Origin of the sequence: Sphingomonas sp. SAFR-052 (genome assembly GCF_051965015.1) — a bacterium.
Lineage (GTDB): Bacteria > Pseudomonadota > Alphaproteobacteria > Sphingomonadales > Sphingomonadaceae > Sphingomonas.
Genome location: NZ_JBQCMO010000009.1, coordinates 1 through 16,759, shown reverse-complemented (window position 1 = coordinate 16,759; position 16,759 = coordinate 1). Strand labels below are relative to the sequence as shown.

At 65.8% G+C, this 16,759-nt stretch carries 14 protein-coding genes; 5 read left to right on the top strand and 9 right to left on the bottom strand.

What is annotated here, in order from left to right:
- Positions 1 to 35 precede the first annotated feature (35 nt).
- From ACTHQV_RS15035 to ACTHQV_RS15005, 7 genes are all read right to left on the bottom strand, one after another.
- Complete coding sequence (locus ACTHQV_RS15035) at positions 36 to 3,140, bottom strand: TonB-dependent receptor (RefSeq protein WP_440491404.1); 3,105 nt, start codon at positions 3,138 to 3,140, stop codon at positions 36 to 38.
- Between the two features lie 88 nt (positions 3,141 to 3,228).
- Positions 3,229 to 3,522: a hypothetical protein gene (locus tag ACTHQV_RS15030; RefSeq protein ID WP_440491402.1), complete on the bottom strand. Its 294-nt coding sequence runs from the start codon at positions 3,520 to 3,522 to the stop codon at positions 3,229 to 3,231.
- 192 nt (positions 3,523 to 3,714) lie between these two features.
- Complete coding sequence (locus tag ACTHQV_RS15025; protein WP_440491400.1) at positions 3,715 to 6,168, bottom strand: zinc-dependent metalloprotease; 2,454 nt, start codon at positions 6,166 to 6,168, stop codon at positions 3,715 to 3,717.
- Positions 6,169 to 6,322: 154 nt separating this feature from the next.
- A complete protein-coding gene (locus ACTHQV_RS15020; protein ID WP_440491399.1) occupies positions 6,323 to 7,198 on the bottom strand; it encodes an FAD:protein FMN transferase in 876 nt (291 codons plus the stop codon).
- Positions 7,199 to 7,293: 95 nt separating this feature from the next.
- Positions 7,294 to 8,139 carry a DUF4198 domain-containing protein gene (locus tag ACTHQV_RS15015; RefSeq protein ID WP_440491398.1) on the bottom strand — a complete coding sequence of 282 codons (846 nt, stop codon included), beginning with the start codon at positions 8,137 to 8,139 and terminating at the stop codon, positions 7,294 to 7,296.
- A gap of 22 nt (positions 8,140 to 8,161) precedes the next feature.
- Positions 8,162 to 8,647, bottom strand: a complete 486-nt coding sequence (locus ACTHQV_RS15010; protein WP_440491397.1) for a DUF2271 domain-containing protein — start codon at positions 8,645 to 8,647, stop codon at positions 8,162 to 8,164.
- Positions 8,648 to 8,664: 17 nt separating this feature from the next.
- Positions 8,665 to 9,336, bottom strand: a complete 672-nt coding sequence (locus tag ACTHQV_RS15005; protein WP_440491396.1) for a PepSY-associated TM helix domain-containing protein — start codon at positions 9,334 to 9,336, stop codon at positions 8,665 to 8,667.
- Positions 9,337 to 9,589: 253 nt separating this feature from the next.
- Between ACTHQV_RS15005 and ACTHQV_RS15000 the strand changes: the two genes are divergently transcribed.
- Positions 9,590 to 11,656 (top strand): TonB-dependent receptor domain-containing protein, encoded by a 2,067-nt coding sequence (locus tag ACTHQV_RS15000; RefSeq protein ID WP_440491394.1) that lies wholly within the window; start codon positions 9,590 to 9,592, stop codon positions 11,654 to 11,656.
- Between the two features lie 61 nt (positions 11,657 to 11,717).
- On the opposite strand, the gene ACTHQV_RS14995 is transcribed toward ACTHQV_RS15000, so the two are convergent.
- Positions 11,718 to 13,118, bottom strand: a complete 1,401-nt coding sequence (locus tag ACTHQV_RS14995; protein WP_440491392.1) for a dihydrolipoyl dehydrogenase — start codon at positions 13,116 to 13,118, stop codon at positions 11,718 to 11,720.
- Between the two features lie 359 nt (positions 13,119 to 13,477).
- On the opposite strand from ACTHQV_RS14995, the gene ACTHQV_RS14990 reads away from it, so the two are divergent.
- The 3 genes from ACTHQV_RS14990 (at position 13,478) to ACTHQV_RS14980 (ending at position 15,387) form a co-directional block, all read left to right on the top strand.
- The gene (locus tag ACTHQV_RS14990; protein ID WP_440491391.1) at positions 13,478 to 13,735 is read left to right on the top strand and encodes a hypothetical protein; all 258 of its coding nucleotides are present in this window, start codon (positions 13,478 to 13,480) and stop codon (positions 13,733 to 13,735) included.
- Positions 13,736 to 13,775: 40 nt separating this feature from the next.
- Positions 13,776 to 14,141: a hypothetical protein gene (locus ACTHQV_RS14985; RefSeq protein ID WP_440491390.1), complete on the top strand. Its 366-nt coding sequence runs from the start codon at positions 13,776 to 13,778 to the stop codon at positions 14,139 to 14,141.
- A 235-nt stretch (positions 14,142 to 14,376) separates the two neighbouring features.
- On the top strand, positions 14,377 to 15,387 hold the full coding sequence (locus ACTHQV_RS14980; RefSeq protein ID WP_440491388.1) for a zinc-binding alcohol dehydrogenase family protein: 1,011 nt from the start codon (positions 14,377 to 14,379) through the stop codon (positions 15,385 to 15,387).
- A gap of 2 nt (positions 15,388 to 15,389) precedes the next feature.
- Here the strand turns inward: ACTHQV_RS14980 and ACTHQV_RS14975 are convergent, their stop codons facing one another.
- Positions 15,390 to 16,175: an IclR family transcriptional regulator gene (locus tag ACTHQV_RS14975; protein ID WP_440491387.1), complete on the bottom strand. Its 786-nt coding sequence runs from the start codon at positions 16,173 to 16,175 to the stop codon at positions 15,390 to 15,392.
- A 301-nt stretch (positions 16,176 to 16,476) separates the two neighbouring features.
- On the opposite strand from ACTHQV_RS14975, the gene ACTHQV_RS14970 reads away from it, so the two are divergent.
- Positions 16,477 to 16,647 (top strand): hypothetical protein, encoded by a 171-nt coding sequence (locus ACTHQV_RS14970; RefSeq protein WP_440491385.1) that lies wholly within the window; start codon positions 16,477 to 16,479, stop codon positions 16,645 to 16,647.
- The last annotated feature ends 112 nt before the right edge of the window (positions 16,648 to 16,759 follow it).

Below are 16,759 nucleotides of genomic sequence, written 5' to 3'. Positions count from 1 at the left end.
GCTGCGCGACGGCGACTGCGGACGAAGGGAGCCGATCAGAACTTGGCGCGGACGCCGGCGATGAAGCGGCGTTCGTAGATGTTCTCGTTGAACACCTGATCGGCCCAAGTGAGGTAATAGCGTTCGGTCTCGCCGGTCAGGTTCGATGCCTGACCATAGATGCTGAACTGGGGCGTGATGTCGTAGGAGATCGAGGCGTCGAGATAGGTTGTTGGCATCTGATATTGCGCGAGGCCACGACCGGTCACTTGGTCCCGGATGCCGCCATAGTTGGACGAGGCGAGGCGCTTCGAGCGGTAGTTATAGGCGACGCGCGCCTGCAACCCGTATTTCTCGAACCACAGCGCCGCGTTCACCTGATGCTTGCTGTTGTCCTGGAACGGCTGGTTGTTGCCGGCCAGGTCGACAAGGCCCGCATCGCCCAGCGACAGCGTGTAGTTGGCATCGACGCCGAACCCGCCGAGGAAACCGTTCACGCCGTAATCGGCGAGCGACTGGCGCGCCGACGCCTCGATCCCCTTCAGCGTGCCGCCTTCGCCCTGCGCCAGCGTATTGGTGATGACCGGGCGACGGATCACGCCGTCATTGTCGGGAATATCGTTGCGAGTCTCTGTCGTGGTGGTGATGAAGCTGTCGACCGAGATGTAGAAGGCGCCGACCGCGACCAGGCTGGAGCGGCCGGTATAATATTCGAGGCTCGCTTCGGCATTGGTCGCGCGCCACGGGTTCAGGTTCGGGTTGCCGCGTGAATCCGCGGTCCGTGCCTCAAACCGGGCCGGGTTCACCTGCGTATTGATCGCGTAGTTGACGTTCAGACCGCCGCCCCATTGCAGGAAGTCGAGCACCGTCATCGTCTTCGAGAAGGCGGCACGGGCGCGCAGCTTGGTCGTAAGGTCGAACGCGACGTTGAACGCGGGCAGGAAGTCGGTGAATTCGCGGTTCGTCGTCACATCGCCGGCATCGACGCCCGACACGCCGTAGGGCTGCGGCGCGCCGACGATGTTCTGCCGCACGTTCAGCCGGGTGTTGACGACCTGCAGACCACCATTGGCGCGGAACGGCATGCCGAACAGCTCGCCTTCGCCCGATACCTGGCCATAGCCCGAGATCTGGCGGACATTGACCGTGAAGCTGTCGGCGGGGTTCACCAGATTCTGGCTGCCCGGGTAGAATTTGTTCTGCCACGCCTCGCTATCGTCCATCGCATGCGGATCGAGCGCATAGAGGGCAGGTGCGCCACCGGCGGGAAGGGCATATTGCTTGACCAGACCCTCGAAGATCGGGTCGTTGGCCTGGCGGGTATAGCCGGCGGTATAGGCATTGCCCTGTGCGTCGAGCACCGCGCACTTGCCGTCGTTCAGGTTGACGTCGAACGCCTTCCACTTGACGAGGCATCCGCCCGCCGGATTGGCGGCATTGTCGCGGTTGCCGGCATAGAAGGGCGATACCCGGTCGAAGGTGAACTGGTCGACGCTGCGTTCGCCATAGCGCCCGCCGAAGGACAGCTTCACGCCGTTATCGGCGGTATATTCGCCATCGGCGCGCACTGCCCACAGGTCGCCATTCTGATACTGGTTACCTTCCGACGAAATCGTCTTCAGCCCGTAGCGCGACGGATCGGACGCCTGCGCCAGAAAGGCGGGGGAGAAGCCGAACACCGGCGCGCCGCTCGAATAGTCGACGGTCGCGGTCTGGCTGTAGATCGGATAGCCGGTCGGATTGAACTGCCGGTCGCCGCCGATCGACGCCGGATAGTTGCCGACGCCGTTATAGGCCCATTGCGCGCCGTTGGTCAGGCTGAACTGGGTATAGGCCTGGTCGCGCTTGCGCGATGCCTTGCCATAGATGCCGCGGATCGTACCCTTGAACTGGTCGCTCGGTTGCCAGTCGAGCTGCACGTTGTAGTTCTGCGATTCGCTCTTGGTCCGGAAGGTTTCCGAATAGCTGTCGAAGCTGGGCAGGCTGTAGGTATATTGCTGGACGGTGTTAACGTTGTAGCCGCCAACGACCGCGCCAGTATCGCGCGACTTGGTCGGCAGGAACGGCGAGGACAGCCAGTCGACATTCTGGAACTGGAAACCGGCGGTGCGGTCATACTGTGTCTGGCGGGTGTAGAAGCCGTCGGCGGTCAGTTTGAGCGCGTCGTTGATCTCGAACTGCAACGACGCATTGGCGCCGAAGCGTTCGCGGTTGGTGATGCGATTCCACGCGGTGTGCGACTGTGGCGTGATGAACGCGTCGTTGGCATCGCCGTCGCCATTCACGTCATAGCCGATGATGGCGCCCTGCGCGTTGCGCACCGGGGTGCCGCGGCTGACGCCGTTATTGCCGACCGCGAAATTACCCTGATTGGTGGCGCTGCCGCCTTCGTTGTTCAGCGCGACGCCGTAATCCTGAATCCCGCGGAAGCTGTTGCCGAGCGTCAGGTCGCTATAGGCGGCCGATACCAGCACGCCGAAGCGATCGCCATGATAGGCGATCAGGCCGTTGGCCGACGGGCTCCATTTCTCGGTCCGGTCGCCATATTGCCCTTCGGCGGCGGCCGACAGCGTCAGCCCGTTCTTCAGGTCCATCGGCCGACGCGTCAGCAGGTCGACCGTGCCCGAAAGGCCCGCCTGTTGCAGCGAGGCGGTCGGTGACTTGAACACCGTCGCGCCCGAGAACAGCTGCGACGGGATGTCGGTGAAGTTCGGCTGTACCGTCGTCACCGAATTGGCGCCGAGGAACTGTTCGCCGTTCATCAGCGTGGTGACCTGCGGCAGGCCGCGGATGTTGACCGCGCCGCCTTCGCCCGCCTCGCGGCGGATCTGGACGCCGGGGATGCGTTGCAGCGAGTCGGAGATGGTGACGTCGGGCAACTTGCCGATGTCCTGCGCGCTGATCGCCTCGACAACGCTGGCGGCGTTGCGCTTGATCTCGACCGAGCGGGCCTGCGACGCGCGGATGCCGGTGACGACGATTTCGTCGCTGACGCCCTCGATCTGGGTCGGTGCGGCGGCGGCATCGGCCGGGGTCGCCGGGGCGGCGGGGGTGTTGCCGGTCGCGGTCTGGGCGAAGGCGCCCGTCGGTGCGGTGAGTCCGATGACCGACACAGCACCCAGCAACAGCGACCGAACGGCTGTCGACGATTCGTAGCGCATAAGAACCTCCCCTTTATGGCGTCCAGACCGTCATCCGCGGCCTGATACGATTAATTAAAGCAAACATTCGTATTTTTCCGGCAATCTGTCAACCAAATAGCGTATGGCCACCGACGCCTCGACGCGGTGCTTCGATCGGCCCGACACGCTGTCGGCCGCGATACAGGACATCGAGACGATGTTCCTCACTACCCCGCCCACCGAGCGCCAGTTCGCGCAGGAGACGACCGCGATCGACGCTGCACGGCACGCCGGCAGCCAAGCCGCAGGGTTGCGACTGCCGTGCGGGACGGATCGAAGCGAAGCACGACATTACGCTGGTCGAGTTGCAGGCGCTGTTCGCCGAGTGCGCCACGCCGAAGCCGAGGGATACGACGGTCAACTCGACCTCGATCCCGAACACTCCGTCTTCACGACAAGACCCGGCCGTCGACCGACATGACGCGTCGCCATGGTCGCGGTCGGCGATGCGTCGGCGGCAGGTCGAACTGGGCGTCAGGTGCCGATGAACGAAAGTTCGCTTTCGAAAAGTCGCCCGATCACCGAAAGCGACCGAAACCGGATCGCTTGCGCCCTAATCCGACCCGATCGGCATGCCCGGTGGGATCTTCACGTCGGCATCCTCGTCGCGCAGCGCCGCTTGCAGTGCCTCGCGGTCCCGCAGCAGGCGGGCGGTGGCGAGCGCCCAGGCGCGGTCGTCGCCGTTCGCGAACGCACGCGCCTGTTGCCGGTCGGCCCAGTCGGCGAGCGCCTGATCGATGGATCGTGCCGCGTCGGAACCGGTAGCCGGGTCGGCGGCCGCCTTCGCAAGGTCGAGAATGATACGCGTACCGACCGCCCGACGCACCGCTGCCTCGCGGGTGCTGGTCGTGGGTGCGTTCGCGATCGCCAGCAATCGCGTGGCGATGAGCGCGGTGCCGGGGATTGCGGGATCGCGGCGGTTCTGGTCCGCGAGCCGTGCGAGGCGCTCCGGTGCCAGCAACGCACGCAAGGTCACCTCCGCGGCGACCTCGGCCGCCGCCAGCGGGTCGAAGACGGTGCTGCCGGCGGTGCGCATGACCTCGATGTCGGTCTGCCGGTCGCTCTCCCCTGACCAGCCGGCCGACAGCTGCAATATCAGCCGCTCGGGCACGTCGAGCGCGCCCGGATCCAGCGTCGTCAGGATCGCATCCAGCGCGCGGCGTTGGGTCGCGCCATCGACCGGTGCCGCCGTGCCGCCACTGCCGCCCGCGACCGCGTAGGTCGAGAAGACGCCGCCGACCAGCTTGGTCGCCGCCTCCACCTGGTAACGGTGGAGCAGCCAGATCGGTACGAATTTGCGGCGCAGCGCGGCCACGGCTTCACCCGGCGCGAGCGCGTCGGGCCCGAAACGGGCGACCGCGGCCGCGCGAACGGTCATCATGCGGGTGAGTTCGGCGACCGGATCGGCCCCGTCATCCCACAGGCTCCCCCATGGCTGCGATGCGGAGGCGCTGCGCGCGTTCTCGTCGGAGACGAAGCGCAGCCCGCGCTGCTCCGCCGCTGCCGCCTTCGTGCGTGCCGCCGCGTCCGGGTTCGTTCCGGTAGGATCGCCGTACAGCCAGTCGATCGCGTACCGGTCCCACGCGCCCAGCCCGACGCCGTACGCGTCCGACAGGTCGGGCGCACCGTTCACCAGCCCGATCCGCGGCGCCGGATAGTCCATGACCGACGCGCGGCCCTGCGTGCTGCCTGCGAAATTGTGCAGCAGGCCGAGCGCGTGGCCGACCTCATGTGCCGCGAGCTGGCGGATGCGGGCGAGCGCGACCTGCGCCGGATCGTTGGGCCCACCCGTTCCCGTCCGGGCGGCGCCGACCAGCCCTTCGTAGATCAGCATGTCCTGCCGCATGCGGAGCGACCCGAGCAGCACCGATCCTTTCAGAATTTCCCCCGTGCGCGGATCGGTGACGGCGTAACCGTAGGACCAGCCGCGGGTCGCGCGGTTGACCCAGTTGACGACGTTGTAGCGCATGTCGAGCGGATCGGCCCCGTCGGGCAGGATCTCGACCCTGTAGGCGTCGATGTACCCCGCCGCCTCGAACGCCGTCTTCCACCACGATGCGCCCTCAAGCAGCGCGGTGCGGATCGGTTCGGGCGCGGCATTGTCGATGTAGAAGACGATCGGCTTCTTGACGCGCGAGCGGGGCGCGTTGGGATCGACCCGTTCCAGTCGGAATCGGTTGGCGAGGCTCTGAACGATCTGCCCGCCGAGCGGCGCACCGAAATCGAGGATCTGCGTCGCGAAGCTGCCGCCGCGCGGATCGAAGGCGCGGCTGACATAGCCCGTTTCGGGCAGCGCGACGAAGCTGTGGCGCACCACCAGGGTCACTTGCCGCGGATCGGGGGCGATGTTGCGCACCTCGGGGCCGGGCGTGTCGCTCGCGAAGGTCTGTCGCGCCTCGAACTCGAGATTGAACGGGAACGCACGAACGCTGTTCGGATCGGCGGCGCTCAGTGCGTCGACCAGCTTCCAGCCCTTCTCGCCGCTGGTGTTGAGCTGTGCCGTAATCCCCTTGGTGTCGCGGATGAGGAAGGGCGCGATATCGACCAGCAGGGTCCCGTCGGGACCGTCGATCACGTCGCCCAGCCACAAGGTGGACGTGGCGAAGGCATCTGCCGCCGCCGCCTGCTCCGCCGCCGACGCGCCGGTCGCGCGGAAGCGGGGGTTTTCGAATTCGAACGCCACTTTCCGGCCCAGCCGGCGGATCACCAGCAGTTGCGCGGGCCCGGGCTGCGCACGATCCAGGCCGATCGGGGCCGAACCGAGCCCGGTCCTGAGTGCCGTCGTGTAGAGCATACGCGCGGCGATGCCGTCGGCACCGGGCGCCGGCAGCGACAGGAGGATGCGTCCGCCCTTGCGATCGACATGGACGGGCAGCAAACCGTCCAGCCGCTCCGTGCCGGCGAGCGTGTCCTGCTTCGCCGCGGCGCGGTCGGCCTTCCGTCCTTCGGCCGCAACGGGAAGCGCTGTGGTCAACAGGACGCCGGCGATGATGGCTCTACGGATCATGGTACCCCCCGCCGTCGGTGATGCCGGATCGCCCCAGTCTTCGCAAGTGCAGCACGCTTCCACGAAACGGAATGGCCGGGTCGAACCTTCGCTACCGCCTCCACTTGCCGAGCGATAACCCCGGCCACGCTAGCCGTTGTCATCGCGGAAAATGCTACGCCAGCATTGCGCGTAGCGGAACGGTCAGGAATTCCCGAATACCGTTGCCATCATCTACCACGATCCGGGCTGCGACGCGCTGCGCGGCGATCAGGCTGTCATCGGGCCGCGCGATCGTGATCGCCGTTGCCAGCGCATCGGCAAGCGCGGCGCTACCGGCAATCACGCTGACCGATCGCACACCATTGGTAACGGGCCGGCCGGTCCGCGGGTCGATCGAATGCCGGCCGCGGCGATAGTCGCCCGAGGTCGCAACCGCGCATTGGTGCAACGCCACCCGGATCGGGGCGGCATCGATACCGGGCGGGTTTTCCAATTCGACCCACCACGGGTCGCCATCGGGGCGGATGCCGCGCCCGACGAGTTCGCCGCCGATCTCCACGAGGCAATGGGCGATCCCGTGGCCGGCCAGCAGGTCGGCGACGGCATCGACGGCATAGCCCTTGGCGACCCCCGACAGGTCGAGCGCCAGTCCACCCGGCTGGACCAGGCGCCGCCCGCCGGCATCGCGTCGCAGGCGTCGCCATCCCGACACCACGCGTGCTGCCGCAACCGCCGCATCGTCGGGCGCCGGCTGCGGCCCGGGCGGTCCGAAACCCCATAGGTCGACCAGCCGGCCGATCGCAGGATCGAAGGCACCGCCACTGGCATGGGCGATCCGCAGCGACAGGTCGATCACCGCAGCGAAATCATCGGGCAGATCGGTGATCGCACCGGCGGGCAGCGCGTTGAAGCGCGACAACGCCGATGCCGCGTCCCAGTGGCTCATCTGCCCGACCAGATCGTCGAGACGGGCATCGATCGCCTGCCGCAACCGGTCCGGGTCTATGCCGGCCGGCAGCGCACAGCGCACGCTCCAGCCAGTACCCATGGTCCGGCCGGCCAGGGTCGCGACCGGCGCGGCGGGGTCATGCGTCGCCAGCAGTGCCGCGTCGGGCGCGACCGGCAGCGCGATGCGCGGTATCGTCAGGGCGTCATTACCTCCAGCGTCGTGACATAGCCCATGCGTCGCGCCGTCGCGCGCGGTGCCGTCGGCTTGGCATCTTCATGCGTGGCACTCAGCCAGTACATACCGGCCTGTGGCCAGTCGATCGCCAGCACCCCGTCCGCACCGGTCGTGAGTTCGCGCGCACCCTCGGCATTGCGATAGCGCTTGCCGCCGGGCACCACCGTCACCCTCAACGCGGGCGCGGGCCGGCCGTCGACCAGGAAGCGCAGGCGTGCCGTCTCACCCGCGACCAGTTCGTCGGGATGGGTCACGTAATCGACCTCCAGCCCCTTGCCCGTGGGCTTCAGCACAATGCGGGTCGGTTCGCCCGCGGTCACGAAAATCTCGTTGCGGTTGCTGGTTTCGGTCAGCTTCACATCGGTCGCATCGGCGGGAATGTCGGCGACCGTGAGCGGCGGCCGGCGTACGCCGTCAGGGCCGGGCGGTCCGCCGCGGCCGCCAACGCGCTTTTCCTCGCCGTTCACTTTGAAGCTGCCCATCAGCCCCGACATTTCGGTCCCGATCTTCCACGTCCCGGGCTTGTCGAGCTTCACGTCGAACACCGAGCGATAGCGGCCGGTCGCGCCGTTCTGTACCTGACCGGCGCTGCCGTCGGGCTGCCACACCTTGACGCCATCGATCCGGCCGGGCTGATGATCGGCATAGAACAGGTCGTTCGATGCCGCGAAATCGACCGTGACCCAGCTGTCGGTGCCCGAGAACACCGTCCCCGACGGCAACAGCCACAGCCGATGCGCGGATACGCCGGCGGGGATCGACAACAGGACGGCGGCGGCGAACAGACGCCGGGTCAAGCGAGGCATCGGCATTTCCCTTTGCAAGATATCAACGGGCGGCGACGGTGACGGCGCCCAGTTCGTGCGATCCGCCGGCGCGCGCGGCCTTGGCGGGCACGGTCAGCGGCACCTGTACCAGTTCGCGACCGCCGGTTTCGCGTGCGGCCTCGACGTTCAGCACATAGGCGCCGGGCCGCAGGTCGGCGGGCAGCTTAATGGTATGCGTGCCGGGCGCACGGGTCGCACCACTGACGCCGTCGGTAGGCAGGCGCAGGCTGCGGCCGCCCTTGCGCCACCATGCGCGCAGATCGGCGAGCCATTTCGTGCCGGGTTCCGCGCCGCTCTTGCGTACGTCGTACCACAGCGCCAGCGTGCGCGCCGCGCCGCCGCCCGCCGGTTCGATCCAGACGGCGACATAGGGACGATGATATTCGGCGACCGACAGGCGCGGGATGGTGACGGAGACGGTGCCTGTTGTCGCGGGCGCCGCGGCGACGGTCGCACCGCCGAGGACCGCCAGGGAAAGGATACGCATCGGAGAAATCCCCCTCGTCAATGGATCAGGAAGGCGGCGAGCACCACCGGCAGGACGATGCCGGTGGCGACCAGCGGCCAGGTGGACGGACGCCGCTTCGCATGGAGTTGCAGCAACAGCAGGCCGGTGACGGAAAACAGCACGCAGGCGATGGCGACGATATCGATGAACCAGAACCATGCCGCACCGGTGTTGCGCCCCTTGTGCAGGTCGTTGAGATAGCTGATCCACCCCCGATCGGTCGTCTCGGCGCGGATCGCCCCGCTCGCCCGGTCGATGCTGACCCAGCCATCGCCGCCGGGGCGGGGCAGGGCGATATAGGCTTCCCCCTCGGACCATTCGACCGGGCGACCCGCGACGTCCAGTCCGACCCTCGCTTTCACCATTGCGGCGACCGGCGGCGGCACGCTTCCTCCTGCGCGCGCGGCGGGACCGAGCGTCGCGACCAGTCCGGCGGGTAGGGTCACCGTGCGTTCCGCGACGATGGGCTCGGCGGAAATCGACCCGGCATGGTTCAGCGTGATGCCGGTTACCGCGAACAGCAGCATTGCCGCCAGCGCGACACCGGCACTGATCCAATGCCATGCGATGATGTGCCTGGCCCACCATGCACGCCAGTTGCGCGGGCGCCTGCTCGCTGTCGCTATCGTCCGCGTGTCCGGTTCGCTGTGTAGACTGGTGTCCGCCATTCGCCCTCTGCGCACCTCCGTAATGCGAACCATTGTCATTAGCAAGTCTGACAGCTGTTTGCGCGCCGCGATGCGCAGCTACTCACGAGTGTAAATCAATGTTGCTTGACCGTTACGTTTTCGATCTGCCGGCAATAGGAGTGGCATTCCAACGATCGTTCCTCCAGTTGCGCCGCGAATGCTAATCATTCGCAATAGTAAGGGGATCGTCATGGTAAGCCGGAATTGGAGTATGTGGGCCGGAATGGCGTGTGTGCTGGCATCCGCACCCGCTGCTGCCCAGACCCAGGCAGGAACCAGCGATACCGATACGACCGACGCCGACATCGTCGTGACCGCTTCCGGATATGAGCAGCGTATCGTCGAAGCGCCGGCCAGTATCTCGGTGCTGGACCGCGCGAACCTCGAGGAGAAGCGCTTCGGCAGTTTGGCGGAGGCGCTGCAGGACGTGCAGGGCATTGATGTCGGCGGCGAGGCCGGCAAGACCGGCGGCTTGAACATCTCCATCCGCGGCATGCCCAGCGACTACACCCTCATCCTGCTCGACGGCCGCCGCCAGAACGCGCCGGGCGGGGTCACGCCCAACGGCTTCGGCGAAACCTCGACCAGCTTCCTGCCGCCGTTTTCGGCGATCGACCGGATCGAGGTCGTGCGCGGTCCGATGTCGACGCTGTACGGATCGGACGCGATGGGCGGCGTCATCAACATCATCACGCGCAAGGTCGGTAACCGCTGGGTCGGTACGGCGACCGCGGAGAGCACGATCCAGGGCGACGACCGCTTCGGCAATATCCAGTCGGTGAACGGCTTCGCGCAAGGGCCGGTGGTGCGCGATCTGCTGGGACTGACGCTGCGCGGGAGCGTGTTCCACCGCGAGGGATCGGACATTCCCATTCCCGGCGATCCCGCGCTCACCCTCGGGCGTAATCCGGTACGGTCGGACATCTACAACTATGGCGGACGTCTGTCGCTGACGCCGCATGCCGATCACGACCTGTGGATCGAGTTCGATCGCAATACCCAGTCCTACGACAACAGCGAAGGCCAGCTCGGCACGCTGGGGTCGGGCGGCTATGCCCCGGAACAACGGTTCAACCGCAGCAACTATGTCGTCGCGCATAGCTGGCGTACGTCGCTCGGCATGCTCGATACGACGGTGACCCGCAACGATACCGAGACGATCGGCCGCCTGATCCCTAACGGCACGCCGGGTAAGGTGCCGGGCAGTCCGCGCACGCTGGAGGCGCGCAACGACATCGTCGATTCACGCTTTGCCGGCCGGCAAGGACCGGTCGCCTTCACCCTCGGCGGACAATATTGGCGGGCGCGGATGGTCGAGGGCGTCGCCCCCGAGCCGTTCACCTTCACCCAATGGGCCGGTTTCGCCGAAGCGACGCTGACCGTCACCGACGGATTCAACCTGACCGGCGGGGCGCGCTACGACGATCATTCGACCTTCGGCAGCAAATGGTCGCCGCGCGTCTATGCCGTGTGGAACGTCAACGACGCGCTGACCATCAAGGGCGGCGTCAGTCGCGGTTTCAAGACGCCGCGCGTCGAACAGATCGCCGAGGGGATCATCGGGTTCGGCGGCCAGGGGCGTATTCCCCTGCTCGGCACGCCGAACCTCGTCCCCGAAACCAGCACGAGTTACGAAGCGGGGATCTATTTCGACGATAAGGGCATGTTCAGCGGCAACGTCACGCTGTTCAACAATGACTTCACCGACAAGATCGCGGCCGGACCGGGCATTCCCAACTGCCGCTTCGCCGGCAATCCGAACCGGCCGAACTGCCTCGACGTCGGGCCGTTCCCCGCGGTCGACCTGTTCAGCCAATCGATCAATATCGACAGGGCGCGAACCCGCGGGGTCGAAGCGGCCGGCCGGTTCGCTCTGACGGGTCGCCTCGCGCTGGTGGCGAACTATACGTACACCGAGACGGAGCAGTTGAGCGGTACCGAACAGGGCCGGCCGTTGGTCGGCATCCCGAAGCATATGGTGAACGGCAATCTGCGCTGCACGCTATCGGAGCGGGCGAACCTGTGGGCCCGTACCGAAATCCGCTCGAGCCGGTATCGCGGCAACAACGATCAGCAGCGCGCGCTGGGCGATTTCCGCGCGTACGAACTGTTCCATATCGGCGGCTCCTATCAGGTGACGTCGGCACTCCGCCTCTCGGCTGCGGTCTACAACATCCTCGATACCGATTATGCGATCTACGAACCCTATCGCAGCGGCGCGAACACGGTCTTTACCCCAGCGTACGCGATCAATCAGGAAGGACGGCGACTATGGCTCTCGGCCAACGTCGATTTTTAAGAGACGATAGCCTGCGTGACTATTCCCGATGGATCACAACCGGCATCTCGTATCGCAGCGATCAATTATCGGTACCAAGCAGATCGCGACCCGCAGCTTGCAGCAGTTCCTCGATCGTCGGATGATACCACGGCTGATCGACGAATTCGGCAACGTCGATCCCGCGTTCGATTCCCAGCGCGACCAGATGCCCCAAGTGTTCGCCCTCAGGCGCGACGATCGAGGCGCCGAGGAGCTTGCCGTCGCGATCGGCATACAGGCGGACGAGACCCTGCATCTCGCCGTCGGCGGTGGCGCGGCCGTTGTCCTTGACGGCGGCCTGACCGATCCGTGCATCGTCGGGAAGCTGGTCGAACGACCGACCGACTTCGACGAGATTGGGTTCGGTGAAGGCGATCGCCAGTGCCGGCAGGATTTTCGCGGACGGTCCGCCCATCGCGACATCGCCCGCGATACTGCCGCCGCGTGCCGCCTCGTGCAGCACCGGCCGCCAGGCATCGGCGTCGCCGGCGATGAAGATGTTACTGTCGCCGCAACGATGGGTTCCGCGATCGAACACCGGCGTGCCATGCGCATCGAGCGTAAGCCCGGTGGTGTCGAGGGCGAGGTCGTCAAGGGCCGGCGGTCGGCCGGTGGCCGCCAGTACCACGTCGACGACCACTTCGCCCTCCGCCCAGCTCAGTCGGGCACGGCCGTCCGCCGTCACCGATGCCTCGACGGCGACACCGAGCCGCAGGGTCACGTCGTCGCGGAGCGCGTCGATGGCGGCGGCATTGGCCGCCGGGTCCTTGAGGCCGCCGATGCGCTCGCCTTCGTCCAGAACGGTGACGTCGACACCGAGCCTGGCAAATGCCTGCGCCAGTTCCAGACCCAGCGGCCCGGCCCCGAGCACCGCGATCGCGGCGGGCAGATCCGGGAGATCGAAGATGGTTTCGTGCGTATGAACGCGCTCGCGGACCGGGTCGAGCAGATCGGGGATGATCGGACGCGCGCCGGTGGCGATGACGATCCCGCGCCGCGCCGCAATGCGATCGTCCCCGACAAGGATCGCGTCGGGACCGTCGAAGCGCGCGCTGCCATGGACCACCCGATCCGAGGGAATGGCATGATATTCGTCGAGCACCGAGGCGACGAAGCGGTCGCGCTCGCGCCGGATCCGTTCCCACATCTTCGTAGCATCGACCGATACGTTGCCGGTTACGATCCCGAAGTCCGATGCCCGCCGGGCTTGATGCGCCATTCGGGCGGCCGCGATCAGAAGCTTGGACGGCATGCAACCGACTCGCGTACAGGTCGAGCCGCCGGGACCCCGTTCGACGATCACCACCTCACCGCCGCGAGCGACTGCTGCCTTATATGCCTTGAGCCCGGCGGTGCCCGCCCCGATGATTACAACGTCGCAGCTACGCTCGCTCAATGTCCGCCTCCGATCTTGATATGCGTCAAGGCGACCGAGCAGCATTAAGGTTCCGGGTCGTAGGGTCTGAGTACGGGCACAATCGTTGGCTGAAGGCGGTGATCGATCGAGGAACATGCCAGGAGCAGCTGTCGAATGCCGCCGCGTCGTAGGATCGACGATCGGCCGCGTCACCTCGTCCGCTTCCTGAGGTACGATCGCGTCGGTCAGGAAATTGGACAGTGGCAGATCGGCCAGCCACCGGCGGACCGAACGCAGAAACGCTACCAGCACCGCGAAATACGGCTCCGGCTGCTCGTAGAACGGCATGTGTGAGCTGTTCGGAAAGACATGGATGCGTAAATCGGGCAGCGCACGGTGCATCCGTTCCGAACAGGCCGGGGGCAGTTCGTCAGATCGCGGCAATGCACGCCGAGGCGGTGAGCCCCTCCAGGCGCAACCGCAAGGTCGCCATTCCGCACGATGCAGGCATCGACAAGCATCGCAACCAGATCGAGAGCTGCGTCAGTCGCCTCAAGCATTTCCGACGCTTCGCCACTCGCTACGATCGCCGCATCATTATTTCACCGGCTTCGTTCACCTCGCTGCCGCCGATCGCAAGCGACAAATGCCCGCCGTCGCGGCAAGAGAGGCTGACGATCGATCGGAGGCTACGACCATGACGAATGCAATCGACGCAGCGCGCTGGCCGGGATCGGTGCGATGCTGGGCGGTGCGGCCTTTCCAGTATGGGCGAAGGACGCCGATAGCGTTCTACTGCTCAGCTATTTCACCGACAAGGACGAGGGGCGCGACGGGCTGAAACTGGCGCGCAGCGACGACGGCTATCGGTTCACGCCGCTGGGTGGAGGGCGGCCCGACTTCCTTCGCGCCCCACGCAGTTTTGCTGAGCGGCTGGATGATCGGCATCGGCTTGAAATAATCGATGAACCGCTTGGGCCCGAGCACGGGCAATGCATTGGTTGCAGGGGGCGGAGTTTGCGCGAGAACCGGCGGCGCGAACGCCAGGGCTATCGCAACGGCCTTGCAAATCGAAGTGCCTTTGATCATCCTTTTTCTCCTATTTAACAACGATCAAGCCAGCCTATCCCGGATGTCTCGTCTCGTTTTCCCCTGTGGGTTGCCGGCACCGCGGTTGTCCCGGCCGCCATGCCGACAGTGATCGGCGAGCCGCCCGACGCCTGCTGCGAATCGTCGTGCGCCGATCCGCCATTCGATCTACCTTATTCTAAAATTACATATGCTACTTTGCTTGCATATTTGCTACTGACTGTCTAGTGCGGTGATCGAGAGGGAGGGTCTGATGAAGGCAATCATTTGTCCGGAACCGTTCAGCCTGACGTTGATCGATCGGCCGGAGCCGCAACCTACGCCCGGAGAGGCCGTGGTGCGCATCCATCGGGTCGGATTGTGCGGAACCGACTATCATATCTATGAAGGGCGCCATCCGTTCCTGTCCTATCCCCGCGTGATGGGACATGAGCTGGGCGGGACGATCGAATGGATCGGTGCGGGTTCGGCCTTTCATGTCGGGCAGACGGTGGCGCTCAATCCCTATCTGGCGTGCGGTACCTGCATCGCGTGCCGCAACGCCAAGCCCAATGCCTGCACCAACATCCGCGTCCTGGGCGTCCATACCGATGGCGGGATGTGCGAACGGCTGGTGGTGCCCGAAAGCGCGCTGGTCGACGCATCGGGATTGACGATCGATCAGGCGGCGATGGTGGAATTCCTCGCCATCGGCGCGCATGCCGTCGCCCGTGGCCGGCCGGCACCGGGCCAACGCGCGCTGGTGGTCGGCGCCGGGCCGATCGGCATCGGCACCGCTCTGTTCGCGCGCATGAACGGCGCGGCGGTCACGCTGGTCGATACGCGTCCGGCACGTCTGGCCCATGCCCGCGAACGGCTGGGGTTCGCCGATACATGGCTCGCCTCCCCGGATCTGGCGGCCGCGTTGCAGCAGGCGACACGGGGCGAGATGTTCGATGTGGTATTCGACGCGACCGGTTCGCTATCCGCGATGGCTGCAAGCCTCGCATATGTCGCGCATGGCGGCACGCTGGTGCTGGTCGGCGTGGCGCCCGGCGATCTGGTGTTCGCCGATCCCGAATTCCACAAGCGCGAGACGACGCTGATGGCGAGCCGCAATGCGCTGGAGGCGGATTTCGCCCGCGTGATCGCCGCGATTGTCAACGGTGACATCCCGACCGATGCACTGCACACGCATGACGTGACGGCCAGCGACCTGCCCCGGCGACTGCCGCAATTGATCGAGGAGGCGGATCATGTCCTGAAGGCGATCGTCACCTTCTGACCTCAATCCTCCGGGCAGCCCAGCTCCACCGAAATGGCGCGCGCCGCTGCCCGCAACCGTTCGCCGACCGCGTCGACGGTGACACGCTGCGATCCGTCGATCAGTTCCATGAACGGCACGGTCAGCGCACCCACGAGTTCGCGGTCGAAGGCGAAGATCGGGTAGCTGACGTCGGTGACGCCGAACGTGATCGGGCTCTTGCGCTGATCAAAGCCACGCGCGCGGATCAGCTCCAGGCGCTCGTCCAGCAATGACCGGTCGATGGGTTCTGCGCGCACGGCATCGATGTCGCGCACGATCTGGTCGGCGACATCGGGCGGGCAGAAGGCGAGGATCACCTGGCCGGAACAGCTTTGCATCATGTCGATCGGCGCCCCCAGCCGCAGCGCGAATCCGCGCGTGCCGGGATTTTCCTCCCGTGCGATGACCAGCCCGTGCGCGCCGTTGGCGACCACGAAATGGCAGGATTGCCCGACCTCCTCGACCAGTCGCCGCATCCACGGAGTCGCGGTACGCACCACGTTGCGCGCCGGGGTGGCGCGAAAGGCGAGGTCGAGAATCTTGTAGGTGACACTGTAGCGATCGGTCGTCGGCGAGCGGCGAAGATAGCCGCTCTGTTCCAGCACCACGACCATGCGGAACAATTCGCCAACCGATCGGCCGAGATGCGCAGCCATTTCCTTGACCAGCGCGCCCTGTGGGTAATGCGCCAGCAGATCGATGATGTGGAACGCTTTTTCGATCGCCGGGGCGGCATAGGTTTTGGTGGAAGAACGTGGGCGACTCATGCGGATGGCATAATGGAGTGTCGCTGCGCGTCAACGCATCTCCGTATCGCGGCGCGTCTGCGTAGTGCGTAGCCCCACCGCACGAACCCCCGTATCGCAGGACATTCGCAGTAAAGGCGCGATTTTTTCTAGCTTGCAATTAGTTTATATATGCTACTAAGCTCTCACATTCGAAAACGTCACCGGACCATAAGCCGGGACATTCGATGCATCAGGAGAGCGGACATGCCCGGAGGGTTCCGGCGAACTGCGACCAAAGTTGGGATTCCGGCCGCCATGGCGGCCGGAACGCTGCTCGTTTTTGCACCATTGGCATATGGCGCGCAACGCCGACACGCTGCCGGGCGGTCCCTCCACGAACCACGACGAACACGACGTGCGCGCCGCACTGCCGCGGCCGCAGGGCGCGGGGGAGGTGATGCGCGGCAAGCGGTCACGGGGCCACGCGATCATCGCACCGGCGGCAATCTGAACCAGCTGGGGCAAGGGCAGCGCCAGGAACGCATACTAGGTGTTCAGTCCCGGCATCTGGTGGATCGGATTTACGATGAACCGGTCTGGCTCTGACGTCCAGATCTTGGTGA

Excerpts from the sequence above, each read along its gene's own strand:
- ACTHQV_RS15035 (WP_440491404.1), bottom strand. The coding sequence starts at position 3,140 with ATGCGCTACGAATCGTCGACAGCCGTTCGGTCGCTGTTGCTGGGTGCT.
- ACTHQV_RS15025 (WP_440491400.1), bottom strand. The coding sequence starts at position 6,168 with ATGATCCGTAGAGCCATCATCGCCGGCGTCCTGTTGACCACAGCGCTT.
- ACTHQV_RS15020 (WP_440491399.1), bottom strand. The coding sequence starts at position 7,198 with ATGGGTACTGGCTGGAGCGTGCGCTGTGCGCTGCCGGCCGGCATAGAC.
- ACTHQV_RS15015 (WP_440491398.1), bottom strand. The coding sequence starts at position 8,139 with ATGCCTCGCTTGACCCGGCGTCTGTTCGCCGCCGCCGTCCTGTTGTCG.
- ACTHQV_RS15010 (WP_440491397.1), bottom strand. The coding sequence starts at position 8,647 with ATGCGTATCCTTTCCCTGGCGGTCCTCGGCGGTGCGACCGTCGCCGCG.
- ACTHQV_RS15005 (WP_440491396.1), bottom strand. The coding sequence starts at position 9,336 with ATGGCGGACACCAGTCTACACAGCGAACCGGACACGCGGACGATAGCG.
- ACTHQV_RS14995 (WP_440491392.1), bottom strand. The coding sequence starts at position 13,118 with ATGCTGCTCGGTCGCCTTGACGCATATCAAGATCGGAGGCGGACATTG.
- ACTHQV_RS14990 (WP_440491391.1), top strand. The coding sequence starts at position 13,478 with ATGCACGCCGAGGCGGTGAGCCCCTCCAGGCGCAACCGCAAGGTCGCC.
- ACTHQV_RS14985 (WP_440491390.1), top strand. The coding sequence starts at position 13,776 with ATGCTGGGCGGTGCGGCCTTTCCAGTATGGGCGAAGGACGCCGATAGC.
- ACTHQV_RS14980 (WP_440491388.1), top strand. The coding sequence starts at position 14,377 with ATGAAGGCAATCATTTGTCCGGAACCGTTCAGCCTGACGTTGATCGAT.
- ACTHQV_RS14975 (WP_440491387.1), bottom strand. The coding sequence starts at position 16,175 with ATGAGTCGCCCACGTTCTTCCACCAAAACCTATGCCGCCCCGGCGATC.